This is a genomic window from Rathayibacter tanaceti (assembly GCF_001634385.1).
GTDB lineage: Bacteria > Actinomycetota > Actinomycetes > Actinomycetales > Microbacteriaceae > Rathayibacter > Rathayibacter tanaceti.
In genome coordinates this window covers 1-5264 of sequence record NZ_LIIN01000158.1, presented here as the reverse complement: position 1 = coordinate 5264, position 5264 = coordinate 1, and the positions used below count along the sequence as shown (strand labels likewise).

The following is a 5264-nucleotide window of genomic DNA, read 5'->3' as shown; positions in this document are numbered from 1 at the left end:
CCGACGCCGGTCACCGCGTCGTCTACACCGGAGGCGCGAGCGAGGCCGACCGGGCGCGCCGGGTCGCCGAGCTGGCCGGCACCGGTGAGGCCCTGGCCGGCGTGCTGACCCTCAGCGAGTTCGCCGCGGTCGTCGCGGCCGCCGAGGTCGTTGTCACCGTCGACACAGGAGCCGCGCATCTCGCCTCCGCCTACGGCATCCCCTCGGTCGTGATCTTCGGGCCGGCACCGCCCGAGGCGTGGGGGCCGCCGGCGACCGGCCCGCACCGTGTGCTGACCGACGCCTCGCTGCGCCGGGGCGATGTCTTCTCGGCCGAGCCCGATCCGGCGCTCCTCGCCGTCCAGGTCGACGACGTGCTCGAGGCCCTCGCCTCGCTGCCGACCCGTGCCGCAGCCCACCTCAGGCGGTCTTCAGCTGCGCCGTCGGGCGCACCGGAGTGACGGTGGCCACGCGACTGCGGGACGTCCGCGGCTGATGGCCGGGCGCGGATGCACCGAGCCGATCGGCGAGCTGGGCGAGGATCCTGCGCTGCAGCCGCGAGACCTGCATCTGCGTGGTTCCGAGCGCGTCGGCGATCTGCTGCTGCGTGCGCTCCTCGACGAAGCGCATCCGGAGCAGCTCGCGCTGCCCGTCGTCCAGCTCGGCGAGCGCCTCGGCCAGCCCGTGCCGCCGGTCGATCTCGAGCAGGCGGGCGTCCTCGCCGCCGATCGTCTCGCCGAGGCTGACGCCGCCCTCGCCGACGCTCTCGTCGAGCGAGAGCGGGTGCCCGGCCGAGCGGGCGTCCGCCACCTCTGCCGTCTCGACGCCCAGCCGGTGGGCGATCTCGTGGTCGGCGGGGTGTCGGCCGAGCTCCTGGGCGAGCTCTGCGGCGACGACGGCCGAGCGGCGGTGCAGCTCCTGCACCCCGCGGGGCGGGCGGATCATCCAGCCCAGGTCCCGGAGGTGGCGCTTGAGCTCGCCGGTGATCGTGGGCACCGCGTAGGCGGCGAAGCTCTCGCCGCGCTCGGGCGTGAAGCGCCGGGCGGCCTTGACGAGCCCGACGTAGGCGACCTGGCGCAGATCCGCCCAGTCACCGCCTCCGCGGGAGACCCGCCGCGCCATGGCCTCGGCGAGCCCGAGGTGGTCCAGCACGATCCGCTCGCGGATCCGCTCGCCTTCAGCGCCCTCGGCGCCGGCCGCGGCGTGGAAGAGCGAGAGTGTGCGGGCGTCCTTCTCCTCGCGGGCCGATCCGGTGGGAGTGGCCGGGAGGTGCGTGCTGGTGTCGAGATCGATCGTGCTCATCCGTGCTCCTTCCGCGCATGCCTGCGCTCGAGTCCGGCGCGGCGTGCGGTGCGGCGCTCGGACCCTCTCGACGCGAGGCCCAGGGCACAGCGCACCACTGCTCCTGCTTCTCGGGGAGTCCGTTGACGCGGAGCAGTGCTTCGCGGTAGAAGGCGCGTCCCCCATCTCGGGGTGGCATCGCCCGCCAGCCCGGCGCCGGGGGCTGCGCGCCGGTAGGATCTGGCGCGTATGTCTGAGCTCACTCCGCCCCTGGATCGCGCGAGCGACGCGCACCCGTTCACGACCGCGACGGGGAGCGACGTCCGCGTCCGTTTCTGCCCGTCTCCGACCGGAACGCCGCACGTCGGCCTCATCCGCACCGCCCTGTTCAACTGGGCCTACGCGCGGCACACCGGAGGCACGTTCGTGTTCCGCATCGAGGACACCGACGCGGCTCGTGACAGCGAGGAGAGCGTCGAGCAGATCGTCGACGCGCTGCGCTGGCTGAGGCTCGACTGGGACGAGGGCGTCGGAGTCGGTGGCCCGCACGGTCCCTACCGCCAGTCCGAGCGCACCGGCGTCTACCGCGACGTGATCGAGCGCCTCCTCGCCTCGGGTCACCTCTACGAGAGCTACTCCACGGCCGAGGAGATCGACGCGCGCAACGAGGCCGCCGGCCGCGCGAAGCAGCACGGCTACGACAACCACGACCGCTCGCTGACCCCGGAGCAGCGCGAGGCGTTCCGTGCCGAAGGCCGCGCCCCGGCTCTGCGCCTGCGCGTGCCGGACGCCGATCTCTCCTTCGACGACCTCGTCCGCGGCCCGATCACGTTCCCGGCGGGCTCGTTCAGCGACTTCGTCGTCGTGCGCCCCAACGGCCAGCCGCTCTACACGCTGGTGAACCCGGTCGACGACGCCCTCATGCAGATCACCCACGTGCTTCGCGGCGAGGACATCCTGCCCTCGACCGCCCGCCAGATCGCGCTGTACCACGCGCTGATCGACATCGGAGTGACGACCTTCGTGCCGCGCTTCGGCCACCTCCCGTACGTCATGGGCGAGGGCAACAAGAAGCTCTCGAAGCGCGACCCGTCCTCGAACCTGTTCCACCACCGCGACCGCGGCTTCATCCCCGAGGGCCTGGTGAACTACCTCGCACTGCTGGGCTGGTCGCTGACCCACGACCGCGACGTCTTCTCGATCGACGAGATGGTCGCCGCGTTCGACGTCGCCGACGTGAACCCGAACCCGGCCCGCTTCGACCTCAAGAAGGCGGAGTCGATCAACGGCGACCACATCCGCCTCCTGCCCGTCGACGACTTCACCGAGCGCACCGTGCCCTACCTGGTCGCGGCGGGCGTGCTCGCAGGCGAGCCGACCCCCAAGCAGCGCGCGGTGCTCGACGCCGCGGCGCCCCTCGTGCAGGAGCGGATCGGCCTGCTCGGCGAGGCGCCCGGCATGCTCGGCTTCCTCTTCACCACCGCCGATGCGCTCGCCTACGACGAGGACGCGCTGAAGGGCCTGCCCGCGAACGCCGGCGAGGTGCTCGCCGCCTCGATCAGCGCCCTGTCGGAGGTGCCGGAGGGGGAGTGGCTGACCGCCGTGATCCAGGAGGCGCTCGCCGCCGCGCTGATCGAGGGCCTGGGCCTCAAGCCCCGAGTCGCCTACGGGCCGCTGCGCACCGCGATCTCGGGCCGCCGCGTCTCGCCGCCGCTGTTCGAGTCGATGGAGATCCTCGGCAAGCAGGAGTCGATCGCGCGCCTGGACCGCCTCAGCGCCTCCCGGCCGGTCTGAGCATGGCGGAGGCGATCGGAGGCGGCGAGTACGACGTCGTCGTCATCGGGGGAGGCCCCGCCGGGCTCTCGGCCGCGCTCAACCTTGTCCGCGCGCGCCGCAGCGTCCTGCTGTTCGACAGCAACCGCCCTCGCAACGCGGCCACCCTGCACTCGCACGGCTTCCTCACCCGCGACGGCATCTCACCCCTCGAGCTGCGCCGTCTCGGCCGCGAGGAGTTCGAGGGCTACGAGGCCGCCGAGGTGCACACCGCCCTCGTCACCTCGGTCGAGCGCTCCGGAGGCGAGTTCGTCGTCTCCGCGCGCGGCGTGCGCGGCGCGGCCGACCGCTCCGTCGTCGCGACCGCCGTCGTGGTCGCCGCCGGCCTCAGCGAGAGACTGCCCACGCTGCCCAGCCTCCGCGCGTATTACGGCACCGCCGTGCACAGCTGCATGGAGTGCGACGGCTACGAGAAGGCGGGGGAGGCGCTCGCCCTGATCGGCGAGACCGACGACCTCGCCGAGCGCGCGATGCTGCTCTCGCAGTGGTCGACCGATCTGATCGTCTTCACCAACGGCATCGGAGTCGTCAGCGACTCCGACGAGTCCCTGCTCGGCTCGATCGGCATCCGGGTCGAGCGCCGCCCCGTCGCCGACCTCGCGGGCGAGCGCGCCGAGATGACCGGCGTCCGCCTCGTCGACGGCGATGTCGTCCCGCGCACCGGCGCCTTCGTCCGCCCGATCTGGGTCCCCGTGCTCGACTACCTCGCGCGGCCGGCCCCGAACGCGACGCCGACGGCTTCCTCCGCGTGGATGCGGGCGGCCGGACGACCGTGCCCGGCCTCTACGCCGCCGGCGAGGTCACCGCACCGGGCCCGCAGCAGCTGATCGTGGCGGCGGGCTCCGGCGCACAGGTCGCCTCGGCGCTCAACCGCGACCTCGTGCGCGCCCGCCTCGGCGAGGCCGCCCCGGAGTCGGAGGGCACGGTCGTCCGCGGCTCGATTTGAGCGGGATGCCTGCGTAGGGTACTGTCGTACCTCGCGCTCGGGTCCTGATCCGGCTGCCACGTGGTCCCGGCCTCAGCTCCGGATGACCATTGGGGTATGGTGTAATTGGCAACACGGCTGATTCTGGTTCAGTTGTTCTTGGTTCGAGTCCAGGTACCCCAGCCACATCGTAGTTACTCAAAACCCGGTCAAATGAACTGAGCTCGTTTGGGTGTAAAGCTAAATTCCCCGCCTGTGCGCGGGGAGTTTTATTTTGCGTCGGCGTGCTGTTCTCGCGCGCGAGCGCGACGCGGCCGTGAATCTCACGGATTCGCGCATTCGGGTCTTGACGCTCCACTTTGATCTTGATCCCCTCGTCTGTCGCGTAGGCAACGAGGCAATTGAAGTAGGCGCTGAGGAGGTCCCGTCGGACCGCGTCAGTGGCGCGCTCGTAGAGTGAGCCTGGGCCGACGAGGAGCTTCAGGAAGCTGAGAATGCCCTCTGCCGTGTATTGGAGTCGGTCGATCGTGAACTCGAGCTTCTCTTCGACGGCCGCGCGTTGCATCGCAGTCTTTTTGATGCGTGTCCGGATCTTGCTCATGGGGAGCGCGCCGGTTGTGGCGAGCTCGATGAGGCGCTCCTCTTGGGCTTCGAGCTTGTCGAGTTGCCTCTTGAGTTGAGTTCGGGTGTCGCGGTCCTGCGCAAGGATGTTCGCCACGGAGCCGTTGACGGCAGCCTAGATACCGTCCAGAACGTCTTCCGCGAGTCGCTCTTGGGCCACGGTGGGGATGATGGCTGCTTCGATCTCTTCGACCCGACCATTCACCATCGAGCAAAGTCGACGCTGGTGGGCGGCACAGATGAGGTATTCGTAGGTCCCGCCACGGCCGGTGGTTTGGGAGTAGAGCAGTCGGCTACTGCGGGGGTGCGAACGGTGGGCGGTCGGCTAAAGAGCGACTAGAGGTACTCGAAGGACGTCGTCTACAACAACTTTGTCTTCCCCGATTTCGACGCCTAGGCGGGCGACGAACTCACAATGCTGGCTGGCGCAGTGCTGACTGCTCGGGCGAGCCACCCCGATAGAGCCCTTGAATGGCGTTACGACGATGCCACGCGCTCTCCGCGAGGCCCACTCAGAGCTCGACGAGCGACTCGCGAGGTTGTATCGCGCAGCACCCTTCGGCGATGTCAAGTCGTCTAAGCAACGGCTTCGTCGAGGAGTAGCCGCTCGAAGACTTCGCGGGGG

The 5264-nt window shown here is 70.4% G+C and carries 4 protein-coding genes, 1 tRNA gene and 1 pseudogene; 5 read left to right on the top strand and 1 reads right to left on the bottom strand.

Annotation, left to right across the window (positions count from 1 at the left end; all coding sequences use genetic code 11):
- The coding region (locus ACH61_RS13810; RefSeq protein WP_161489672.1) for a glycosyltransferase family 9 protein at window positions 1–440 on the top strand (440 nt) is incomplete at its 5' end.
- Here ACH61_RS13810 and ACH61_RS13805 read toward each other — a convergent pair.
- Window positions 400–1281: a sigma-70 family RNA polymerase sigma factor gene (locus ACH61_RS13805; protein WP_068213057.1), complete on the bottom strand. Its 882-nt coding sequence runs from the start codon at window positions 1279–1281 to the stop codon at window positions 400–402. The genes ACH61_RS13810 and ACH61_RS13805 overlap by 41 nt on opposite strands.
- A 228-nt stretch (window positions 1282–1509) precedes the next feature.
- Here ACH61_RS13805 and gltX point away from each other — a divergent pair, with 228 nt between their 5' ends.
- From gltX to ACH61_RS13785, 4 genes and pseudogenes are all read left to right on the top strand, one after another.
- Window positions 1510–3054 (top strand): glutamate--tRNA ligase, encoded by a 1545-nt coding sequence (gene gltX / locus ACH61_RS13800; protein WP_068213053.1) that lies wholly within the window; start codon window positions 1510–1512, stop codon window positions 3052–3054.
- A 2-nt stretch (window positions 3055–3056) separates the two neighbouring features.
- Window positions 3057–4039 (top strand): annotated as a pseudogene (locus tag ACH61_RS13795) (NAD(P)/FAD-dependent oxidoreductase).
- Between the two features lie 90 nt (window positions 4040–4129).
- Window positions 4130–4204, top strand: a tRNA-Gln gene (locus ACH61_RS13790).
- A gap of 325 nt (window positions 4205–4529) precedes the next feature.
- On the top strand, window positions 4530–4979 hold the full coding sequence (locus ACH61_RS13785; RefSeq protein ID WP_068213042.1) for a hypothetical protein: 450 nt from the start codon (window positions 4530–4532) through the stop codon (window positions 4977–4979).
- Window positions 4980–5264: the final 285 nt, after the last annotated feature.